This is a genomic window from Methylocaldum szegediense, assembly GCF_949769195.1.
GTDB classification, from domain to species: Bacteria; Pseudomonadota; Gammaproteobacteria; order Methylococcales; family Methylococcaceae; genus Methylocaldum; species Methylocaldum szegediense.
Window position 1 is genome coordinate 932,471 of sequence record NZ_OX458333.1, and the last position, 20,415, is coordinate 952,885.

Below are 20,415 nucleotides of genomic sequence, written 5' to 3' on the forward strand. Positions count from 1 at the left end.
TCAATCAAAGGAAAGGGTCTGATCAAAGCGGAGTAACGACAACGTGGAGCCGGCTTGTGGGTTTTTCGACAAGCTTGCACGTGCGGAACCGATAGAGCTTCAAGACGCGAAAATTCATCACGAGGATGGTCGATCACTCTGTGTGCGCAGCTTTGTCGCGCGCGCTCCAAAATAGTGCAACAAAGCCATGGACGAACGGGGCAAAACGGCGCCGATACGAAATAACCATACGGTGTTCGGGGCAATAACGAGAGCTGGCATACATCCTGCAAAGCTTCAGTGCGAATCCAGGTAAATGCACCGAAGAGGCTCTCGTGTCCAAGGACTCTTTCGACAGCCCGCCGTCAGCATCGTCCTATGAGGCTTCCCTGGCCGACCCCAAGATGCTGGCTCTATTCGCGGAAACCGTAGAGCAGGCGCCGGTCGCCATCTCGATCACCGACGAAAACGCCAACATCCTCTATGTCAACAAGGCGTTTACCCGCGTCACGGGCTACACGCCGGAGGAGAGCATCGGTCGCAACGAATCCATGCTGTCCGACAAGAAAACGCCGAACTCTGTGTACGAGGAGCTTTGGAGCTGCATCAAGTCACAGCAAGTTTGGCACGGCTATCTGCTCAACCGTCATAAGGACGGCCGCCGCTACTTGGCCGATCTGACCATCGCTCCGATTCTGAACGACCGTCGCCAGACCACTCACTATATTGGCATGCATCGGGACATCACCGAGATGTACCGGCTGGAACGGAGGGTCAATCAACAGAAAGTCCTCATCGAAACCGTGGTCGATTCGATTCCGGTGGCGACCGTGCTTTTGGACGAAGCCGATCAGGTGGTACTGGACAACAAGATGTACAAGACCTTGTCCGCCGAGCTAGGTCTTAGTGATCCGGCGCGGACTTTCATCGACATCCTACGGGAAGAAATGGGGGAAGAATGGGAGCGGATTAAGAAGAACAAATCCAGCTTCCAGAACCGTGAAATCCGCTTTGATCGGGGCGGGCACTATGGACCGCGCTGGTATGCCTGCGCCGGTAGCTGGTTCTGCCAGGGCGACGACCGTGTCGAAGGGTTCTTTCACGAACACAGCCACACCTATCTGTTGCTGACCCTAACCGACGTCACCCAGCAGAAAAAGCAGGCGGAGGAGATCCGCATTAACGCACTCAAGGCGCTGATGGCGGAAGAAGAAAAGATTCAACGTCTTCGCGAAACGCTTTCGGGAGCCATTCATCACATCCAGGGTCCCATCAATCTGCTCAAAGCGGCCAAGACCATGTTGACGCGGCGGGGGCTGGACCCGCGCAACATCGCGCTGATCGAAATGTTGGATCAGATCCGGCAGGCGGGCGAAGAGTCCGTCGCGCACATGAAAAAGTGCATACCGGAGAACAACGCGTCGGCCATGACCCCGGTCAATCTGAATCAGCTGCTGCACGAGGTCATCGTGCTGCTAACCGAACGGCTGCTCGCCAGCGGTATCGTCGTCGACTGGAAACCGACCCCGGTGCTGCCTGCCCTGATGGGCCAAGAGAGCCATCTGCGCACCATGTTCAAGCAGATCATCGAGAATGCCATCGAGGCGATGAACCAGAGCGGGATTGTCACCCGAGAACTGCACATCGCGACCTGGTGCGACGATCATTTGCTGCACGTGTCCATCGAGGACACCGGCCCCGGCATTCCGGACGAGTTGCGCATCAAGGTTTTCGAGCCGTTTTTCTCTACCAAAAACGACAGCCGTGCCGGGCATTCCGGCACCGGCTTGACCATGGCCCAGGAAGTCATCAATCAGCACTTCGGCCTCATCCGTATCGATCCCCACTATCGGGACGGATGCCGGGTGCGCATTCAGTTCAACATTCACAACACGCTACCCGTACCGGCAAGAGCTTCCGAGCATGGATGAACGTACACAATTGATCGAGCGGGAGCTGGAAGCCCTCTACCAGGTCTCCCAGGTGCTCAATCGTCCCCTTGGGCTCAAGGCGAAGTTGGAAGGCATTCTGGAAATCTTGCAGGATTGCGCCGGCATGCGCTCCGGAATGCTGGCCCTGAGGGAACAGGAGGGCGACGCGCTTGAAGTTTGCTCCGTGCTGCGCAGCGACGGCGCCAAGATCGAAAAACCGGTCCGCTACGAACCCGGCGAAGGACTTATGGGAACGATTCTCGATGCGGGACGCACCATCGTGGTGGAACGCATCGCCGACGAACCGCGCTTTCTGGGCAAGCTGGGCCTGTACGATCCGGCCCTGCCGTTCATCGGTTCGCCGATCCGCGTCGGTGACCACGACTTGGTCGGCGTACTGGCGGCGCAGCCCGTGGACAGACAATGGCTGGACGTTCGAGCGCGATTTTTGGAAATGGTCGCTAACCTGATCGCGCAAAGCATCGATCTTCTGCGTGGTATGGAGCGAAAGCAGCTGGATTTGGCTGCGGAACGCGACCAGTTGAAACAGAGCCTTCGCAGGAATTACGGCTTCGACAACATCGTCGGCCGCAGCCCCCCAATGCAGCGGGTCTTCGAACTGGTCCGACAAGTCGCGAAATGGAACACAACCGTGCTAATTCGCGGCGAGTCCGGCACCGGCAAGGAGGCGATTGCCAACGCCATTCACTACAATTCAGCCTGCGCCGGCGGTCCTTTCGTCAAGCTCAATTGCGCGGCGCTTCCCGACAATCTTCTGGAATCGGAACTGTTTGGCCACGAGAAAGGCGCGTTTTCCGGGGCCATCGCCCAGCGTAAAGGGCGCTTCGAGCTGGCCAATCACGGCACAATCTTCTTGGACGAGATCGGCGAGACGTCTCCTTCCTTCCAGGCCAAGCTGCTGCGAATCATCCAAGAGGGCGAATTCGACCGGGTCGGGGGCACCCAGACGCTCAAGGTTCAGGTCCGCATCATCGCCGCCACCAACCGCAATCTGGAAGAAGAAGTCGAGGCGGGCCGGTTTCGGGAGGATCTCTACTATCGTCTCAATGTGATGCCGATTTTCATGCCGCCGTTGCGTGATCGGCTTGAAGACATTCCCGAGCTCGCGGAATTCCTGCTCAAACGGATTTCCCAGCAGCAGGGCGGAAGGCCGCTGACCATCAAGGAAAGCGCCATCCGGCTCCTGATGCGTCACAACTGGCCCGGCAACGTCCGCGAACTGGAAAATTGCCTGGAACGGGCTGCAATCCTGAGCCCGGACGGCGTCATCGACCGCGACGTCATTGCCATGACGGGCTTGGAGGACAGCGACATGGCGATTACGGGACCGGCGGTCAAGAAGCCGGAGATCAACTTCGAGGGCATGGACGAAAGAGAGCAAGTCATCGCCGCCCTGGAGCAAACCGGCTGGGTGCAAGCCAAAGCCGCCCGTCTCTTGAACATGACCCCGCGTCAGATCGCCTATCGGGTGAGAACGCTCAACATAAAGATGAAAAGAATTTGACCGCATTTGAGACACTAGCAGAACGCGCCGCCGATTCGCTGACAAGCCCCGTTTGTCGGGGTTTTTTTTCGCGGCGTTGCACAAGGTTTCAAACGTCGTGTGTAGCGACATGGGTACTCCTTTTCTCAACATGACGGAAATTCCGAATAGCTCGTTTGGGGTTCGAAAAATATCTACACGCCGGGCTGAAACCCGCGCCCGGCGGGTGTTTGAAAATCGAATGAGTGAGACCATGGCGAGACTGAGCGACCTACAAATCAAGAAAACGATCGTGGCAGGCAAGCCGTGCGACGCGATTGGCGATCGTTACAGGGCGGGTTCTTTGCCACACTTGAAGCTCCAACCGTAGCGGCCATATGCCACTCGAGCGTTGAGCCGGTTTATTGGACTAGACTGCGTGCTGTAGAAGTATGCGGTATAGGCGACGTTATTGAAGCTGACTTGGACGGTCAGTCTCGTGGGGGCCGACATTGAAACGATAGGCCGCCATCAAGTCCAAACACGCGCAGCGCTTATCGAAAAAATCGTCCAAGCTGAATGTGGATATGGCGTTGTTGAGTGTATTCCCGTACAACTGGGTGATAGACCTCACTTTTTTCCTCGATTCGACGCGGCAAACAGCGAGGTAGCCGGCAGTTGAGGCATTCGCTGGTTGGCATCAATCCTGCCTATATCTCTTTGTCGCATAACCTCACTCACGAATGATTGGCGGATGATTGGGCGTTTGTCCGGTGTACCCGGGTTTCGCTCTTCCATCCGCCGTTTTTTGTAGGGGTTGAGTGCAATTCGGAGGCGGCGACGTGAGCCTCGCAACAATTCCAAAAACAACCGAAGGAGAGTTTATGAGAAACAATGTTTGGCAAGCTGGGGTAAAGGTCTTGATCGCTGCCGCTACGCTTGGAGTTGCGACTTCTATTAGCACGGTCGCTCATGCGGAAACGCCTTACAAAGTCGAAGGGACATCGGTGGACAAAGCGACCTTCAACGGGTGGAAACTCTACAAGCGTCAGCGCTGCGAGACCTGCCACGGGCCGACCGCTGAAGGCGGGGCGGCTTTTCCCAGCCTAGTGGCCGCTTTAAAGAACATGAGCGCGGAAGATTTCAAGGCGACCGTGCTTAACGGTCGCAACAACATGCCGGCGTTCAAAGGTAACAAGGCGGTGGTCGACGGAATCGACGGTCTGTACGCTTACCTGAAAGGCCGTTCGGACGGGGCCATCCCGCCGGGTGAACTCCAGGAGTTGCCCTAATCCCGTCCCGATGAAGGATTGACGCGATCAGTCGGTGGCCCGTACGGAGCCGGAGGAATACGGATTTCTATCGGGGGAACCTTCCCGCATTCCGCAGTGGTTCATACGGGCTACGACTCTTTTCTTTTCCGGATTATTGCATCGCCAGTTCGTTGCCGCCGGCCGTGAGGACGGTCAGCGGCGTTTCGATGAGCCGGACCCGGCGTTCCGAAGCATCGGTCCAGGCGACGTAAATCTGGTCGCCCGCTTGCGCGAGGCTGAGATGGCGGCTGGGCCACCGTGGGAAGCCGCCGCGGTGCAGGCTGGCTCGAGCGAGTACGGTACCGTCCGGTCTTATCCTCGCCAAGCGGAGTTCCTCTTCGGGACCGGCGCGCCCCCGCCAAGCCACGACGGTCGAACCATCCTCCAGCAGCAGAGCGTCGACATAGCCGTTGGCGTCTGTGCCGAGTTCAACCGGTTTGTCGAAATGGGCGCCCTGGTCGGCGGAGAAAGCCGCCTTCACCCGTCCGACGCCGTCCGCTGCGGTGAACCAGGCCACCATCGTGTACGCGTCTCCCGAAGCCACGACCGGGCCGTTGCTAGGGCAACCTTCGATGACCCAGCCGTCGGCATGCACGATGCGATTCGAATCGATGCCTTTTGAATTCCAACGGGTGAGAGCGATGTCGCGGACCTCTCCGGCTAGATGGTCGCGGTAGGTTGTGAATAAGGTATTGCCGTTGGCCGCCGTGCGGGTTTCACAGCAGGAACAGACGTCCGGATCCAGGGTTTTCTCCGCCGTCGGGCGGCCGTCGGTGCCGATTAGGGCGGCCATCAGCCGATAACGATTGCCATCGCGCCGGTCGGTCCAAACCAGGGCGAAGCTGCCGTCATCCAGAGGCGCTGCCGACATTTGGGCATCGTAGATGCGGGCGGCGGCGGGGTAGGGACGTCGCGGCTCGCTCCAGTGGCGCCCACCGTCTTTAGAGAGCGCGATATAGATGTCGGCGGCGTAACGATCTTTTGCGTTTTCCGGATGAACCATCCAAATCGCGGCCAATGATCCGTCTTTAAGTCCGAGCACGCGCGGCGGCGCTGCGAAAGCATCTCGGGTCGTGACGATCGTATGCGGCTTGGACCAAGCTCCGCCCAGGCGCACGGCAAACCGGAAGCTGTTCGACGGCTTTTCGCCTTCGACCCAGCTCAACAAGAGCTTTCCGTTGTCGAGTTGGGTTAAATAGTGTTGCCGACTACCTTGTGGCGCCGGTGTAGCGATCTCGCGTGCGAGACTGTCCGATGCCGCCGAAGGCGTCGCCGTGAAGCACGTCAGAAGCGGCAGCACGATGCAGATACGTAAGAACAACAAATGTTTTACTGTCATAGCAATTACTCTGGGATTGGGCTAGTCCGGTCTGCAGTCCGGAAACGGGCGCCGCGGGCGTTTAGGTTTTTGACGTGGGAGATCCGAAACTGTCCGGCCGGGATTATTTGGGAAGAAAAGGTTCTTGAAGCATTCCATCCTGTCCCGCTACGGAATCGGACCAGGAAAACGAAAAAGATCGTTGGAACTTGCGCCTTAGCGGCGAACCGGATAAACCAGCGGAATGGTTGCGGTTGGTCTTTCCAGCAGGTACCCGCAGATACCGGGAAAGACCGACCGCGAGTCAGCATCGATTTCTTAACAACCTGCATGCCAATTTCTTCAATCTAAATCTCTCAATGACTTACAAAATGCCTGGCTTTTAGACTGATTTATATGGCACAGTCCATCGAGTGAAATGCCGCATCGGCTATGCGACAAAATGTCCTATTTGATCAATAAGTTAGAGGTGCTAGCATTACGTCAACTCGTTCGTAGTAGCTATTAGGTTCTCCTCCGGGACTCAACCGTACGAGTGCGTGAGATCTCCTCATTCAATCGGGATGCCGTTCTGTCGGCATCCCGATTTTTTTATCTAGACGTCTGGTTGAGCGGCAGTGTCGAGGCCCTGTTACGAGACCTGGGGATTCTTGCCCGAATCGACCTTTAGGTACTTGCAGACGGGTTCACTCGATCCGCATCGATCTCGAATAAGTCCCCGATTCGGGGAAGCAACCGGTGCAACGCAGTAATCGGTTCCCACCCGACGCAATTGTTAACCCGGCCTATAAATATCGGCTGGGTTAATCCGGGGCGAGGATACCCCGGCGTGGCAACAAGCCGCGTAAGCCCGGCCCGCGCGGCGGCCCGTAAATACCAGGAGGGCATTTACGGGCCTGATTAGAGCGTTTTCATTTTGTTTATACAGTAGATCTACGTTGCGGAAATCATTTAGCTGTAGTGGAAGTAGGGTGTGGTGAGCGAAGCGAACCGCACCGTTCGCGGATGGCTTCCAGTATGGAGTCCAGTTAGTCCTGCCTGACTTCCTTTCCCCTCGGTTGCCTTTCAATGAAGATGAAAACGCTTTAATAATCCGCACACTCAGTACTCGAAGCGAAGCGAGCCCAGCACCGTCAGCGGTTGGCCGGGAATTGCGCCGAACCTGGACTCGGTGGAGTGGCTGAAGTACTCCTTGTCCAAGACATTGTTGACGTTGACCTGGGCGGTCAGGCGGGTTGGTCCGATAAACCAGCGATAGGCAGCCATCATGTCGAGACGCGCATAGCCCGGCAGTTGATAGCTGTTGGCGGCATCTCCTTCGCGATGTCGGGCGACATAAACGCCTGCGCCCACCGTGAACTGGTCGGTCACATCGTAAGTCATCCATAGGCTACCCGCGTGCAAGGGTACGTTGGGCAACCGGTTGCCGCGGTCGCCGTCGTACGATTTGGTAATGCGGGTGTCGGTCAAGGCGTAAGAGCCGATGAGGTTTAGCCCTTCGATGACCCGACCGACAATCTCGAACTCGATGCCCTGACTGCGAGCTTCGCCGATATTCACCTTAAACGCCGGATTGGTCGGATCGGTGGTCAGAAGGTTCTGTTTTTCCAGCCGGAAAAATGCCAGAGACGAGGTCAGGCGTCCGTCGAAGAACTCGGTTTTGAACCCGACCTCGTATTGTTCGGCGGTTTGCGGTTCGAAGACTTTTCCGGTAGCCGAGCGACCACCGTTGTTGGCCCCCAAGGATTCCATGTATTGGAAGTAGGCGGAGAGCCAGGGCAGCGGCTGGTAGACGATGCCGTAACGTGGACTCAGACGGCCGACATGATTGATCTTCTCTTCCGCCGGGTTGCCGTTGTAATACTCGGTATCGTCGTAGCGCCCGCCCAGCGTCAGGTGTAATTGCTCGGTCAGATCGATTTGGTCCTGAATGTAAAGGCCGTACCAGCGATTGATCTGCACGTAATCGTCTGCCGGGGTGAGATCGGCCAGCACCTGCCTGCGGGACAAGTGCTTCACTTGACCATAGACCGGATTGTAGATGTTGAAAGCTAGGTCGACATCACGCCAGTAATAGGGCCCCTCGAATTTGTCGTTGTTGTAGTCGAAGCCGAACAGGAATTTATTCCGTATGCCGTAGATGTCGACGTTGCCGACCACGTTCAGGGACGTGAACCACCAGCGGCGGTGGTCGTTGGGTTCCGCCAGATTGAAGGCATAGGTGGCGTCGCCGGTGGCCTCGTCGAGGCCGCCGATGTTGGTATGATCGATGCCGATCAGTTTCTGATTGGCGTACAAGGCGGTCCAGCGTAAGGACCAGTCCTCGTTGAAACGGTGTTTCAGATCCACGCTGGCAACGTAGGTTTCCGCTTCCCAATCGGTGCCCGAGGCAGCCCCGTCGCCGATGAAACGTTTGAGCGGGATGTTGGCGGGTCTATTGCCCACCGCCGGTATGGCGGTCGGATAATTCCAGCCGGTGTCGCTGTATTCGAACTGAACGTCGATACGGGTATCTTCGCTCGGCTTCCAGGTCAGTGAGGGAGCGATGGACAGCAGGTTATTTTCAAGATAATCCCGAAACGAACCTTGTTCGACGTTCTGTAAGTTGAATCGGTAAAGGAGCGTGCCATCGTCGGTAATCGGACCGGTCGCGTCGACGCTGGTGCGGTACAAGTCGTAGTTGCCGAACTGCTGCTCGAGCATGTAATACGGCGTATCCAAGGGCCGCTTGTAAATCGCGTTGACCAGTCCTCCGGGTTCCGCCCGACCGTACAGCACGGACGCCGGGCCTTTGATGAGTTCGAGGCGGTCCAGGTTAGCGATGGGCAGCGGTATGCCGGACATGCGAAAGCCGTCACGGTAATAGAAACCGCCTAGAGCGCCGAATTCACCAGTGCTGAAGCCGCGCAGATAAAGTCCGGCATCGAACGGGGTGCGCCCGCCGACGCCGGGATTGACGCCGGCGGTGTACTTGAACGCCTCAGCCACGTCGAACACTTGGCGGTCGACCAACTGCTTGCGGGTCACCACGTTTACTGTACCTGGCGTTTCCAAGAATGGGGTTTCGGTCTTGGTGGCCGTGGTAGCGGTGGGAGCGGCATAGTTGTCGTTGTACGGATCGCTTGGATCGTCAATGCCGCTTGCCTGGACGCTTACCATCGGCAAATAGACCGGATCGGCCTGGCTATCAACTAGGATCGCAGGCTTATCCGCACGAGCGAGGGTGACCGTGCCACTGGGCGTCACGCTGTAGGTCAGTGCCGTGCCGGCCAGCAGCCGATCCAGTGCTTTTTCGGGCGGATACTCGCCTTTTAGCCCTCCCGTTTTCAAGCCTTCCGTCATTTCGCTGTGGTACAGAAGCTGCCGACCGCTCTGTTTGCCGAATGCGAGCAAAGCGCTTTTCAGAGGCTGGGGAGGAATGTCGAAACGAATATTTTCCGCGGCACCGGCGGTGATGGCGGAAAGCAAGGGCAGGCCGACCGCCAGTGTGCGGCAAGACTTGCGGCGCCGATCTTTCCAGGGTCGAGACGGCTGGGACATGCGGTTTTTCTCCTGTTTTCTTCTCGATTTTTTGGCGGGCGGGACGGTCCGCCCACGAGAGGAATGACGGAGCCCGAGAGAAAAACCACATGGTGTAACCGAGGGTGGATATGCCCGTGTCGCGCATTACGGTTTGTTACGGTTTGGAGCCCAGCCCTGTGGCGAGAAAGCCAGAATTCCTTCGTTGGGGTTGCCAACCTTACCGGTCGTCCTGATCCCTTCGACTCGGTTCATGACTTATTCAGAGGTTCCTCTAAGGTGTAAGGGGCGAATGAATGCGCCTTGGCACACGAATTGATAGTGCCCTGATGTTCTTGTCGTGCCCAACGGGAGAGAAGCGAGACACGGGATACGGCTTCGCTCGTCCCGGATTCGTTTCACGTCATCCGGGCTATCAGCCTTGCGAGTTGTTCAGTGCAAGATCACCCAGTATTCCGTCAGGCGGGTGATGCGCAGCGGCGTGGTTTCGGCGATGGCGGCGATGACCGCGTCGGTGTCGGCGAGACGGAAGAGTCCACTTAGGCGTCTGTCAGCGAAGGATTCGTCGAGCAGGGTCACTCGTCCCTTCCGGTAGCGGTTGAGGGTGGCGACTACCTCCGCCAGCGGGGTTTGATCGAAGATCAGGTAGCCTTCGCGCCAGGCGGCGGCATGTTCGACTCCGCTTTTCCGCGGGACGATCCGACCGTCCGCCTCGAGGCTGGCGCCTTGACCGGCTTTCAGCGAGACGCGCTGGCGGAACGTGCTGGCTTCGACTACGCCCTCCAGCATGGCGACTTCGGTCTTATCTTCCGACTGCCGGACAGTGAAGGCCGTGCCCACGGCCTTGACTTCGCCGTGGCGGCTCGCGGCGACGAACGGGCGCGTCGGGTCCTTGGCCACTTCGAAGAACGCTTCGCCCCGAAGCACCTCGATCCGCCGCGTCGACTGTTCGAAATGAACCGCGACGGCGCTGTCGGAATTCAAACTCGCGCGGGAACCGTCGGGCAGCAGTACCTCCTGGATCTCGCCCTTGGCGGTTCGATAATCGGCCTTGAGTGCGAGCATGGGGTCGAAAAAAGTGAGGCCCGCGATCAGAACGAAAAGGCAGGCAAAAGCCCAGGCGGGACGTACGGTACGACGTGGAATGGGGATGTCGTGGACGTTGCTTTGGGCAGGATCGATTTCGGGGCGTGATCGTTGCGGTCTCTCTGTCGCTTCCGTACGGTTCGCGCGAGCTGCTTCCGAGGGCAGGGGTGACGATCCGGGCAGCGGCCGATCGCGCAGCGGTTCCAGCCCTTCCCAGAGCGAGAGCGCGTTGCGCCAGGCGGCTTCATGCTGCGGGCTCTGCGCGCGCCAGCGCTCGAGTCGCCGTTTCTCGGCGGCTGTCGACGCGCGGGTCTTTAGAGCGATCAGCAGCTCAATCGCCTCGTTCAGTAAACGGTCGGGATCGTGGGAGGGTGGGGATTCGGGCATAAAGTGGCCGTTATCTTGGGAGCCTCGTGAAGATAGACGAGCCACTACAAAAAAACCACACCCGATACTCGCTAATCGTCGAATACGCGGCGCTTCAAATGCAACAGCGTGCGCTTGAGATGCTCCTCCACCGTGCGCAGGGAAACGCCGAGCCGTTCCGCGATTTCCCGTTGTTTCACTCCTTCGAACCGGCTCAGATAAAAAATGCGTTGGCTCAGCGGCGGAAGTTCTTCGAGCGCCGCCGCCGCGCGGTCGAGTTGGTCCGACGCGAGCGTCGCCGCCTCGCCGGTCCGTTCCTCGGTCGGAAATGTGTTGGAATCGGCTTCTTCCAAATCGGGGAAAAAGCTCGGCCGGTTTTTGCTGGAGCGGTGGTAGTCCGTAACGAGATTCAGAGCCGTCCTGAACAAATAAGCGCGGGGATTGGCGATGCGGCTTAAATCACCGCTTCGCGAGAGCCGCAAGAAGGATTCCTGGCAAAGATCGTCCGCGGTTTGGGCGCAGCCCAGCCGGCCGAATAGGAACGCGAGAAGTTCCTGGCGGCAATCCCGGAAAAGTTCGGCAAGCAGTTGACGGTCGGACGGCGACATAAGTATCGAGCACTTAGGACACAGCGGCCAGGCACGACGTATGCCAAAACATGTAAGCGAATGATTGCGAAGGAAAATATCAGCGAGCTCGGTGTTTTTACCGTCCCGGACTGCGGCAAATCACACAGTGCTTTGTATGCCAACCCATGTAAGCGAATGAATACAAAAGAAAATATCAGGAAGCGCGGTAATTTCGCCGTCCGCAACTGCGGCAAATCACACAGTGCTTTTCCGCTGCTCAGATTTCATTCCCTTGCGGTTGATCGTGAAGCCGTCGGTTCGCTACGTCGGTCGTGCGTCGTGCGGCTTTCCGTTTTTGCAGCCAACGGATCACCCCCGTTACATAAAGGACCGGACAGGCAAGGCCGGTGAGAAATACCAGAATGCGTCCGGTCATGCCGAAAGCCTGGCCTGAATGCAGCGGCCATTGCCAATGGGTGAATACCTCGCCCGCGGTGCCGGTAGCCGGATCGTCCACATCCAGGATGGCTCCGGTGTAACGGTCCATTACCACGCAGCGGCGATCGAGAAGGCTGCCGGGGTCGGCCACGTCGTGCTTGCACACGGTATAGGTGCTGGTCGCCTCCGGCGCGCCGTAGAGCCAGTCCGGGCGGCCGCTGGGGTAGAGGCCGTCGGCGATGGCAACGGCCTGCGCCATGCCGATGGGCTGCGAATCGGGGATCGGATTGGAGCGGAACCAATAGCGGTAGGTGACCGGCGAGAACAGTTCCAGGACCGGCACCACATGCTCCGGCAGGTTCATGTAGACGCCGGAGAACAGCACGGGAATCATGATGAGCGTGGTGTAGAAGCCGAAGGTCTTGTGCAGATCGAAATTGAGGCGTTCGGCGCTGGCTCGGCGCTTGATCGTGAGCGCTTGCAGCCACTTGCCGGTCAGCGGCCACCACACGATGAGGCCGGTCAGCACCGAGATGATGAGCGCGGCGCCGAGTATGCCCACAAGCGCATAGCCGATCCTTTCGCCGAGAAAAAAGGCGTAATGCAGCTCGAATATGAATCCGATGAAGGTCCTCGGAAAAGCGCTGTCCGGGCGCTTCATCAGGCGCTGGCCGCTCACTTCGGCGGTGTAGGGATTGACCGCCACTTCCCAGATCTCCGACTCGCCTTCCGGCAGTGCGGGCACCCGGAAGCGCATGCGAAACGCCGCCGCATCGTTGCGCGGGTAATTGGCGAAGGTCAATGTGGCGTCGGCCGGCATGGCCCGGACGCCCGCCTCGAAGATATCTTCCAGGGAACGGTAAGCCGATCTTCCTTCGGGTCGAGGCGTGACCGTCAGCAATTTGGGGTTCAACCATTCGTCGATTTCCAGGTGAAACACCAGAATGCTGCCGGTAATGCCGAATATGACCAGCGCCGCCCCGGCCACGAGCCCCAGCCAGAGGTGGACCTCCAACCAGAGCTTGCGACGAGCTTTGAGAGCGGCCAGGCGCTTGGATTTTTCGAGAGACATGGCGAATTCCGAGTGGTAATCGTCGAGTGCGGGCTTGTAGTGGATGCTATCGGGCGATGTGCTTGGACCTACGTTTCGGTGGAGCCGGAACGACGTTCGGGGCTCCATACATCTAAGACGAATGAGAAGGGAAAAACCGCACCTCAGGATGGCAGGGCGTGGGAACTGGACCCATCGGCAGGACAGCCGAATGACTTGCCCCATCCTGAAAGTCGTCCTGCGGGCCGCGACTCGCTTTATCCAAAAAAACGCAGTTGAACTTCCGAAATGCCTCTAATGTCCGATTGCCGCCGTATTCCCTCACCCCAACCCCCTCTTTCGGAGAGTGGCGCAACTCCCTTCTCCCTCTGGGAGAAGGGCCGGGGATGAGGGCCTAGCGTTTTTCAGCTTGTTTCCAACAGCCAGACTTAGGTTTACTGGCACAAAAACCGTTTCCGAAAGACGGAATCGGAAGCGGGTAGATGGGATAGTCGCCTACCGTAGCGGTCGCAGCAAATCCTTGCCTTTTTCAATCAGCAGAACTCCATCCGGGAAATATTGAAGCCCGAGACTGGTGTTTTCCGAACGGCTCGCCAAAGGATAGACCCGCACGTCGTCCACACGCTCGTCGATCCGCTCTATGAGTCCCGCTAGGATTCGGTCGAGCTCCTTGGCCGTCAGCCGGGCCGTGAACACTGAATATTGAACCGGGATGCCCTGTTCCCGGAGAAAGCGATGAACCCGGCTCAGCCGCTTGGGATCGGCGATGTCGTAGCACACCAGATAGGTGTGAGCTTGATTCTGCGCCATCACTCAAGCTCGATCAGCCAGCGGTGCAGCCGGTTGAGGAGACCGCGGGTCAAATGTACGGTGCGCTTCCGCCGAGCCTCGAAGAAGCTGACGATTTCGAGGCGCTCGGGAATGCCGAGCTGATTCTCGCGAAGACGGTCTTCGAGCCAGGCCAACCGCGCCAGCTGGAAATCCCAGAACAGAATGGAACTCAAGGTGGTCACCGGATTGAGCTCGCCCATGAGCTCCGTCTCGGTGGTGATCCCGGCGTCGGCCAGATGCTTCGTCACGACGCCCGTCAGCAGTCCGAACACCTCCCTTCCAATGCGCTCGTAGGCGGGAAGCTGCCCCATGCCCCTCGCGCCATCCTGGAACAACTGCCGCAAAGCCTTCGCCTCCGGCGGCTGATCGAAAGCCAGACCGGTGCGGCGGATCACGCTGCGCAACGCCATGCGCTCCATGGCCGTGGTCCATTGCTCGTATTGTTCGCGCCAATCCGGGCGCAGCAGAAAATCCAGCAGGCGCTGGCGAAGCTCGCAGCGATTCCCGGGTTTGCCTATCAATCTCGCGAGTACCGTACCTTCCTCGTCGATAAAGCTGACCGTGATGCGGCTTTCCGCGCAGGCGAGCAAGGCCTCGATAGACCAGTCAATATGCGCGGCTGAAACCACTTGCGAGATCCGGCGCAAAGGAAACCAGCGTTCAGCGGCACCGGAGCGGGCGACGCGCAGGGCCGGACCGTCGCGCCGGACCACGGTTCCGGGGCCTTGGAGATAAAGCGGTCTCACGGCGTCTCCTCGGTCAGACGGCGTGCGATCAACAGGCAATAGCGACGCAACAGTCCGCGCAGAGGACGAACGAAATGTTCGTAGCGGCCATAGAACATCTCCCGGCCGCTCTTTTTCAAGAGACAGCGGTCGGCCTCGGTCGCGAACGAGTCGGCACGCAGGTTTCGTTCGGCGAACAGCCGCCACACCCAGCGATCCACCCTGGGCCGCAGCGGCTCGATCAGATCGGCCGCAAGCGACTCGCGCGAGTAGGCCGGCTCGTGATAGAAGCCGACGCAAGGGTCCAGCCCCGCCGCATGGCAGGCATTGACAGCTTCGAAATGGAGCAGCGTGTAGGCGAGCGATAGGGCCGCGTTGACCGGATCTTTCGGGGGCCGGCGTTTGCGTCCGGTAAACCCGAGACTGGCCGGAAAGAGCTGCGTAAACCCGGCGAAATAGGCCGCCGCAGCAGCGCCTTCGATGCCCTGCAGCCGTTCCGGCCGCGCCGCGTCATCAACGGTAGTCAACGCGCGTTCGAGGCGTGCGATGGCGTCGGAAAGCGGCTTGCGGCAATCGGGCCGGACTTGTAGCGCTAACCGCAGCAGGCGAGTTTGTGCCTTCAGTTTGAGCGCCACCAGCCGGCGCGCCCAGGGCAGCCGAAACTCATCGTCATGGTGCCAACGGTATTGCGCGATGCGCCGCGCGGTGTCGCCATGTTTTTTTCCGTGCAGAATCGCCGCGGCGCGGCCTTGCCGGCCAGCCAAAACCAGAAGGCCGACGCCTTCCTCAGCGAGCAGGCCCAACACGCCCGTGCTGAGCGTCGCCTGCCCACGAATAACTACCCGTTCGACCACGTTCAGGGGAATCGTCGCGCTCCGGCTCCCCGCTTCATAAAGGCAGAGATGGCGGCCCTCGCGGCGCAATTCGATGTCTTTTCTATCGAGGTAAAGCGTGCCCATTCGATCCTCAGCCGACATAGAAGAATTCTGGATCCGCCGGTGGAACTGCGATGCCCAGCACGCGAACCTTCATCCGGGGATCCAGCCGCAGGAGCAGAAAGCGGTCGGCCTCCTCGTCGATGACCTCCCGGACCTCGGCGATCAATTGGCGTTTCTCAGCTTCGGTCAGAAAACACTCGAACACCGATTTCTGGCCGCCCGTGGAATAGTTGCGCAAAACGAACAGTGCCTTGCGCAGGCGGGTTTGGTCGGAGATGTCGTAAGCGGCGATGTAAAGCGACCGTTTGCTCATGGCCGCTAACTGTAATGGCGCGCAGGGAAGTCGGGGCGTTTCGCAAGCTTGCCGGCAGTTGGCCAACTAGCTCGCGGTGTCCGTACCGCGGCAAGTTAGTCAACGGAGCAGAGGACATTGCTTAGGGTACGGTGAGGCACGAACCGCACCGATGACATCCGCGAACGATGCGCTTCGCTCACCACATCCTACAACCGACGTATCGTAGGGTGCGGTGAGGGACGAACCGCACCAATCGCGTCTTCGACCAGTGGTGCGGTACCCTCCGGTCACCGTGTCTGACATTGTCGGGTGTGTTGAGGCACGAAGCGCATCAATTGTGTCCGCGAATGATGCGGTTCGCTTCGCTCACCACATCCTACGTCGTAGGGTTCGGCGAGGAACGACAAACCGGCTGCTCCGCGAATCAAACCGCGATTCTTTCGAGCGAGTAATGCCGGTCCCGCCGGTTATTACATCCGATAATCGTGGACAATTCGTAGGGTGCGGTGAGGCACGAACCGCACCGATAGCGTCCTCGAATGGTGCCCGTCCTGAACCTGGTCGAAGGGCGGTTCCCTTCGGTCACGCCATCTTCCTACCACGTGGGGTGCGGTGAACTATAAGCGACAACGATGCGTCGCGAACGATGCGGTTCGCTTCGCTCACCACATCCTACAACCGGCGTATCGTAGGGTGCGGTGAGGGATGAACCGCACCAATCGCCCCGCGAACTGCACCGGTCGTGTCCGCGAACGATACGGTTCGCTTCGCTTACCACATCCTACAACCGGCGTATCGTAGGGTGCGGTGAGGAACGAACCGCACCGATCATGCCTCAACTCAAACCCCAAACTGCTTGAGCACCTGCCGGTAAATCGCGTCATCCACGCGTTTAATCAGGATTTCCTTTTCCTGGCTTGGGAGGAAGGCGTGGACGAAGGCCTGCTTGATCATGGCCAAGGCATCCCAGCAATTGAATTTTTCCTCGCCAACCATACGCGCGGCGGCCAGGTATTCACCGGTCAGCGTGGTGCGGCTGATGCCGGGGTTGTCCGTGCATAGCGTCAGAGGGAGGCCGGCTTGCCAGAGTTTCCAGAGCGGGTATTCGCGACATTCCGCCGTTTCCGGATAAGCCGGATCACGGTAACCCACCACCTCTCGATTCGAACTGGGACAAAGCTCCAGGCAGATGCTTCGGTCGCGGAAGCGCTGGGCGAGAGGGGCATGATCGCCGATGGTCAGGCCGTGACCGATTCGGTCGGCATGAAAGTGATAAGCCGCCTTCCAGATTTGTTCCGCGGTTTCGCCCTCGCCGGCGTGGATGGTCAGCGGCAGGCAGATCTCGAAGGCGCGGGCAAAGGCGTTCGCGGCATCGGGAGGCAGCGCTTGCGCCTCGTCACCCGCCATGTCGAGCCCGACCACGAAGTCCGGCAGACACTCTTTCGCCCGAACCGCGAGGTCGATCACGTCTGAGAGCTTCTCGTGTTGGCGCCGGTCGGCGATGAGGATGAACCGGAACACGGGGCGCGGATCGTGCGGCAAGCTTGCCATCGCGGCTTGCAAGGCGGCGGCCAGGCGCTCCAGGAACAGCAGTCCGTCGCCATATTTGTGCGGGCTCCCGCGCAGCTCGACATAGGCGAGACCCTCGGCCTGTGCCTGACGAACAAGGCAAGCGGCGTAGGGGTCGATTGCGGCGGGATGCGACAGGATCGCCGAGCCGGACAGTTCGCCCGGCCGCTCGTAGGCCGCGAAGCCGAGCGGATGGCGCGATTTGAGCGCGACCCGCGGTTCCGTGACGTCGAATAGATTCGCGATCAGGCGGTCGGTGTCGGCATGGACGAGCAGGGCGGCGGTCCAATGCGGTCTCGGGATGTCGGATGTCACCCATCGCCTCGGCCAGTCGGAGGGCCAGAGGGTTTGTTCGAGCAGAGGCGCGACATGGTCGAGAGCACGCCCGCGCTCGGAAGGTGTCAACGTGTCCCATACCGCTCGGCCAACCGTGCGCTGGTCGTCGAGACCGAGGCAGCCGCCAATGTGCCGGTGCAAATCCCCCTTGGGCAGCGCTCGAAGCCAATCGGCGAGTCCCGGGTCCAACGGTCGCCTCCGCAGGTTTTCGATGACGCGCGGGGGTAGGCGATAAAGGCTACGCCAATTCTCGTGGTGTTCAGCCTCGCCGAGCGCTCTCAGATAATTACCGAGCAACTGGCTTCCGGCCGCTTCGCGCCTACGGATTTCATCGCGAAGCGAGTGGCCTTCCGTGTGTGCCCAGGGCAGCGGCGTGCCGGGCTCGGCGAGAGGCAAGGGAAAACCTCGGCTGGAGACTACGCCACGGCCGTCCAGTTCGACATCCAACAGCTCGCTGCGCCGGCCGACTCCCGCCACTAACGGTACCACCGCAGGGACGATCTCGGCCGGCAGCTCGCGGGTGAAAAATTCGACGGTCGGTTCCCTAAGCAGTTTCGGCAACGGTTCTTGGCCGACCACATGAATCAGCGCATCGCAGCCAAGCACGGAACCCGCCCATTGCAGATCGGCGCTCATGGTTTTGCGTCCGCCTGCGAGCGAAAACACGACCTGGCCGTCTCCGGCGCGCTCATGCGCCAAAAGGCAAAGGCGCAACAGCACTTCGCGGAACCGCTCGCACTCGGTCTGGCTCGCGAGCTGGTCGGTTCTTTCGGCCTGCCAGATCCTAAGCATTGGCGGGTGTTCCAGCCGAGCATGCCAATCGAGCAAGGCCGCGATACCTTCCTCGGGTTTATCGCCTTGCGTCGTGCAGACCCAGATTTCGTCCGGCGGTTCGAGCCGATATTCATGGCGCTGGCGTTCGAAGTCGGCGCGTTGAGGATGGCTGCGGTAGAGCGGCAAGCGGTCTGGGGAGAGAAAGCCATAAACTTCGGGAATCACCGCCCAGGACGCGCCGAGCGTGCACAGAAGAATGTTGGTTTTCATACGGAATTTCGGATCAGAAAGTCGGCCGCGAAGCGGCTCCACAACTCGAAGCGTAAATCGTCCATGATCCGTTCGGCCGGAACGAAGCCGATGCCCTTCAATCCTTGGCCTTCGACCGGTTGCGGCGGGCCATCCTCGCGCCAGCAGAGAACGTAAAGCAAACCGATGTGTACTCGTCCGACCGCTGAGAGTTCCTCGTAGATCCAGGCGGCCGGCTCCGGGACGTCGATTTTCGACTGCAACTGAAGCTCCTCTCGCAACTCGCGGAGAAGCGCTCGCTCGGCCATCGTACCGATCGATTCCGCCGCGTCAGTTTCGTCGATATGCCCGCCGACGCCGGCGCTGAACCGGTCCTGCAGTCGGGCATCGCCGCCGTTTCGCGCATAGCACCAGATGTCGCCCGAACGATTTCGGAGCAGCGCGTACGGAATGATTTGCAGAAAACGCTCGTCGGTTTCGGCGTCGGAACGCGGCCGCCAGGTCCACTCACTGGGGTAAGGCCAGTCGGATAGACGCCATGCACCGGTTCCTGGCAAAGGCAGCCAAGCGGCGCGGGGAACCACCAGGATGCGCGGGCTCAAGGGGTTTCCTTTCCGGCCTCGACCACGCGATATTCGACAATGCGGGCGCCGAATCGCCTAAGATCCTCGGCCGAGAGCTCGCGCCCTCGCCATCCCGGCGGTATTTCCAGAGCTAGATGAAAATAACGCGCACCGAGCGCGCACACCTCCGCCGCCAGATGGACGGGCAGGGTACCGATCACCCAATCCCCGGATTTCACCTCCGCGATGTCCAGATGCGCCAATTGCCGGTCGACAGAAATTCCGCTCTCGCGCGCCCAATCAACGGCGCCGGGATGGCGGGTTACGAAGTAAGTCGTCATAGGTCATACATACTCAGTGGGAATATCCAAGGAATTCGGTCTTAATTTATGGTTTCAGGGATTTGATAACCCTTGGAGGGTATGCCGATAAACAGGCGCATCTTTCACGAATGATGCCTGTCCTGAGCCCGGTCGAAGGGCCTGTCCCGAGTTCGGTTGAAGATCGGTTTTTCTGAGGTCCCCGCATTCTACGCTATGAATATTCCCCGGCTTCCGGTGTTTTTCATGGCCTCTTCCGCAGAAGGCTTTTCGATATGTGATCTCGATTCAAATCCGCTATGACAAGCAGACCGTAGGATGCGGTGAGGCACGAACCGCATCTTTCGGTTTTCTGCGCTCCCAGGACGACGGTTTGCGATTGAAAACGCATGGTCGAGAACGCGAACGATGCGGTTCCCTCCGGTCACTGCATCCTACGGCCTTTTCAGGTTTTTTATGGATACCCCTTCTTAATCAGGTCTCGATTCAAACTTTTAACGATGCGGAAAGACAAAATTGCTGAGGCGTCTTAATCCCTTCTTGATCAGGTCTCGATTCAAACGGATGCGGTATGACAAATAAAAAAAACTCGCCCGGTCTTAATCCCTTCTTGATCAGGTCTCGATTCAAACCAAACGACCAAGCCAATCACCGCTACAGCGAGCGTCTTAATCCCTTCTTGATCAGGTCTCGATTCAAACAAAGTGGCGGAACTCAATAACGCTTTCATGGATTTGGTCTTAATCCCTTCTTGATCAGGTC

The 20,415-nt window shown here is 59.1% G+C and carries 16 protein-coding genes and 1 CRISPR repeat array (1 of these 17 running past the window's edge); of the genes, 3 read left to right on the forward strand and 13 right to left on the reverse strand.

Annotation, left to right across the window (positions count from 1 at the left end; all coding sequences use genetic code 11):
- The first annotated feature begins 314 nt into the window (after positions 1–314).
- Both nifL and nifA read left to right on the forward strand, forming a co-directional pair.
- Positions 315–1,910, forward strand: a complete 1,596-nt coding sequence (nifL, locus tag QEN43_RS04040) for a nitrogen fixation negative regulator NifL (RefSeq protein ID WP_156912923.1) — start codon at positions 315–317, stop codon at positions 1,908–1,910.
- Complete coding sequence (gene nifA / locus QEN43_RS04045) at positions 1,903–3,435, forward strand: nif-specific transcriptional activator NifA (RefSeq protein WP_026612064.1); 1,533 nt, start codon at positions 1,903–1,905, stop codon at positions 3,433–3,435. The genes nifL and nifA overlap by 8 nt, the downstream gene beginning before the upstream one ends.
- A 427-nt stretch (positions 3,436–3,862) precedes the next feature.
- Here nifA and QEN43_RS04050 read toward each other — a convergent pair whose 3' ends face one another.
- Positions 3,863–4,027, reverse strand: coding sequence for a hypothetical protein (locus QEN43_RS04050; RefSeq protein ID WP_156912924.1), 165 nt, complete (start codon positions 4,025–4,027; stop codon positions 3,863–3,865).
- Positions 4,028–4,277: 250 nt separating this feature from the next.
- On the opposite strand from QEN43_RS04050, the gene QEN43_RS04055 reads away from it, so the two are divergent.
- On the forward strand, positions 4,278–4,685 hold the full coding sequence (locus QEN43_RS04055) for a c-type cytochrome (RefSeq protein WP_084162501.1): 408 nt from the start codon (positions 4,278–4,280) through the stop codon (positions 4,683–4,685).
- A 133-nt stretch (positions 4,686–4,818) separates the two neighbouring features.
- Here QEN43_RS04055 and QEN43_RS04060 read toward each other — a convergent pair whose 3' ends face one another.
- The 12 genes from QEN43_RS04060 to csx16 form a co-directional block, all read right to left on the reverse strand.
- On the reverse strand, positions 4,819–6,045 hold the full coding sequence (locus tag QEN43_RS04060) for a sialidase family protein (RefSeq protein ID WP_051332070.1): 1,227 nt from the start codon (positions 6,043–6,045) through the stop codon (positions 4,819–4,821).
- A 1,080-nt stretch (positions 6,046–7,125) separates the two neighbouring features.
- Positions 7,126–9,564, reverse strand: coding sequence for a TonB-dependent siderophore receptor (locus tag QEN43_RS04065; RefSeq protein WP_051332071.1), 2,439 nt, complete (start codon positions 9,562–9,564; stop codon positions 7,126–7,128).
- Between the two features lie 411 nt (positions 9,565–9,975).
- On the reverse strand, positions 9,976–11,016 hold the full coding sequence (locus tag QEN43_RS04070; protein ID WP_026612066.1) for a FecR family protein: 1,041 nt from the start codon (positions 11,014–11,016) through the stop codon (positions 9,976–9,978).
- Positions 11,017–11,087: 71 nt separating this feature from the next.
- Positions 11,088–11,603: an RNA polymerase sigma factor gene (locus QEN43_RS04075; protein WP_036269352.1), complete on the reverse strand. Its 516-nt coding sequence runs from the start codon at positions 11,601–11,603 to the stop codon at positions 11,088–11,090.
- Positions 11,604–11,841: 238 nt separating this feature from the next.
- Positions 11,842–13,074 (reverse strand): PepSY-associated TM helix domain-containing protein, encoded by a 1,233-nt coding sequence (locus tag QEN43_RS04080; RefSeq protein WP_317963720.1) that lies wholly within the window; start codon positions 13,072–13,074, stop codon positions 11,842–11,844.
- 474 nt (positions 13,075–13,548) lie between these two features.
- Complete coding sequence (gene cas2, locus QEN43_RS04085; protein WP_026612068.1) at positions 13,549–13,863, reverse strand: CRISPR-associated endonuclease Cas2; 315 nt, start codon at positions 13,861–13,863, stop codon at positions 13,549–13,551.
- On the reverse strand, positions 13,863–14,630 hold the full coding sequence (locus tag QEN43_RS04090) for a CRISPR-associated endonuclease Cas1 (protein ID WP_317963721.1): 768 nt from the start codon (positions 14,628–14,630) through the stop codon (positions 13,863–13,865). The genes cas2 (QEN43_RS04085) and QEN43_RS04090 overlap by 1 nt, the downstream gene beginning before the upstream one ends.
- Complete coding sequence (cas1, locus tag QEN43_RS04095) at positions 14,627–15,568, reverse strand: CRISPR-associated endonuclease Cas1 (RefSeq protein WP_036269991.1); 942 nt, start codon at positions 15,566–15,568, stop codon at positions 14,627–14,629. The genes QEN43_RS04090 and cas1 overlap by 4 nt, the downstream gene beginning before the upstream one ends.
- Positions 15,569–15,575: 7 nt before the next feature.
- Positions 15,576–15,860 carry a CRISPR-associated endonuclease Cas2 gene (cas2, locus tag QEN43_RS04100; RefSeq protein WP_026612069.1) on the reverse strand — a complete coding sequence of 95 codons (285 nt, stop codon included), beginning with the start codon at positions 15,858–15,860 and terminating at the stop codon, positions 15,576–15,578.
- 822 nt (positions 15,861–16,682) lie between these two features.
- Entirely contained in the window at positions 16,683–18,791 is a 2,109-nt protein-coding gene (locus tag QEN43_RS04105; protein WP_026612070.1) for a CRISPR-associated ring nuclease, read from the reverse strand.
- On the reverse strand, positions 18,788–19,372 hold the full coding sequence (locus QEN43_RS04110; protein WP_051332073.1) for a hypothetical protein: 585 nt from the start codon (positions 19,370–19,372) through the stop codon (positions 18,788–18,790). The genes QEN43_RS04105 and QEN43_RS04110 overlap by 4 nt, the downstream gene beginning before the upstream one ends.
- Positions 19,369–19,674: a CRISPR-associated protein Csx16 gene (csx16, locus tag QEN43_RS04115; protein ID WP_026612071.1), complete on the reverse strand. Its 306-nt coding sequence runs from the start codon at positions 19,672–19,674 to the stop codon at positions 19,369–19,371. The genes QEN43_RS04110 and csx16 overlap by 4 nt, the downstream gene beginning before the upstream one ends.
- Before the next feature lie 435 nt (positions 19,675–20,109).
- Positions 20,110–20,415: direct repeats of the CRISPR family, unit length 36 nt; unit sequence GTCTTAATCCCTTCTTGATCAGGTCTCGATTCAAAC (it continues 4,788 nt past the right edge of the window).